This is a genomic window from Streptomyces carpinensis (assembly GCF_002154505.1).
GTDB classification, from domain to species: Bacteria; Actinomycetota; Actinomycetes; order Streptomycetales; family Streptomycetaceae; genus Streptomyces; species Streptomyces carpinensis.
Map to the genome: position 1 here is coordinate 446 of NZ_MUBM01000718.1, position 1,602 is coordinate 2,047.

Annotated in this window: 2 protein-coding genes; both read right to left on the bottom strand. The window is 71.2% G+C overall.

Features of this window, described 5'->3' with window-relative positions; translation table 11 throughout:
* Positions 1 to 543 (bottom strand): sugar-binding domain-containing protein (locus tag BZY54_RS54485; RefSeq protein ID WP_279634786.1); only part of this gene is annotated, 543 nt, incomplete at its 3' end.
* Positions 544 to 673: 130 nt separating this feature from the next.
* Positions 674 to 1,360, bottom strand: a complete 687-nt coding sequence (rpe, locus tag BZY54_RS48270) for a ribulose-phosphate 3-epimerase (protein WP_086731564.1) — start codon at positions 1,358 to 1,360, stop codon at positions 674 to 676.
* Positions 1,361 to 1,602: the final 242 nt, after the last annotated feature.

Consider the following 1,602-nt stretch of genomic DNA (forward strand, 5'->3'; position numbering starts at 1 on the left):
CTGGGCGGCGCGGCGGACGGCCTCCACGGAGCCGCGTTCGGCGGTCCCGGCGTCGTACACGCCGGTCAGCTGCACGACCGTGCACGGGGGCAGCCGGTCGAGGGCCGCCGCCATGTGGATGGTGGACCGGCCCCAGGCCAGACCCAGCACATCGCCCTCGTTGACGAGCTCGCCGAGCAGGTCGGCGGCGACTTCGCCGAGGTTCTCCGGGTCCGGGGTCTCCTCGGCGTCCGCCGGGGACTCCACCACGACGGCGTGCCTGAGGCCGTAGCGGGCGCGGAGCGCGTCGGAGCGCTCGGCGTCCAGCTCGGCCGGCACGCGGATCTCGATGCGTACGAGGTCCCGTTCGAGGGCGGTCTCCAGGACCCGGGCCACCTTGAACCGGCTGACGCCGAACTCCTCGGCGATCTGGATCTTCGACTTGCCCTCGAGGTAGAAACGGCGGGCCATGGCCGCCGCCTGCACCAGCTCAGCGGGTCCCATCCGCACTGCTGACCGGCCCGCCGACATACCCGACACGGCGATCTCCTCACTGCTGTTCACACTCTGGATTCGCCGTTCATCCTTGCAGATCCGGCGCTCTTGATCAGCCCTGATGAGAGCCGTTCACGTTCCTGATGCCCAGTGGTTGCACGTCCACGACACGCTCAGTGGTTTCACGCCCCTGTCAAGTTCAGTGGCCGCAGGCCCAGGACGCCCTGGCGGTGGCCGTCTCCGCCTGGGCGCGCAGCGCCCGCACCGCCTCGGCCGGGTCCTGTGCGCCGTAGACCGCCGAACCGGCGACGAAGACGTCGGCGCCGGCGTCCGCGCAGCGCTCGATCGTGGAGGCCGAGACCCCGCCGTCGACCTGGAGCCACAGCTGGAGGCCGTGCTTGCCGATCAGCTCCCGGGTGCGGCGGATCTTGGGCAGCATGATGTCGAGGAACGCCTGGCCGCCGAAGCCCGGCTCCACCGTCATGATCAGGAGCATGTCGAGCTCGGGAAGCAGGTCCTCGTAGGGCTCGATGGGCGTGGCCGGCTTCAGCGCCATCGAGGCCCTGGCACCCTTGGCGCGGATCTCGCGGGCCAGCCGCACCGGGGCACCGGCCGCCTCGACGTGGAAGGTGACCGACGAGGCCCCCGCTTCGACGTACTGCGGGGCCCACCGGTCGGCGTCCTCGATCATCAGATGGCAGTCCAGCGGGGTGTCCGTCGCCCGTGCCAGGGATTCCACGACCGGCACGCCGAGCGTGAGATTCGGGACGAAGTGGTTGTCCATCACGTCGACATGGAGCCAGTCGGCCCCTTCCACCGCCTTCGCCTCCTCGGCGAGGCGCGCGAAGTCGGCGGACAGGATGCTGGGGTTGATCTGCACGGCCATGCCCCAAGCCTGCCATGCCGCCGGGCCTGGCCGTAACGGCGGTCCCGTGAGTTCGTGTGTCGTCCGCGGGCCGGTGGGCGCCGGTCGCTCCCCGAGATCTCGGCTTCGCTACGACCCGGAGATCCCGTCGCGGCGGAGCCGTATACCGATTCGGAGGTTCAGAGGCGAGGGCCCACCCGCTCGGCGGGCTGCCGGGCGCTGCCCGGCAAGCTCACCGGCCTGCGGTCGCCGCGCACCAGGAT

Excerpts from the sequence above, each read along its gene's own strand:
- rpe (WP_086731564.1), bottom strand. The coding sequence starts at position 1,360 with ATGGCCGTGCAGATCAACCCCAGCATCCTGTCCGCCGACTTCGCGCGC.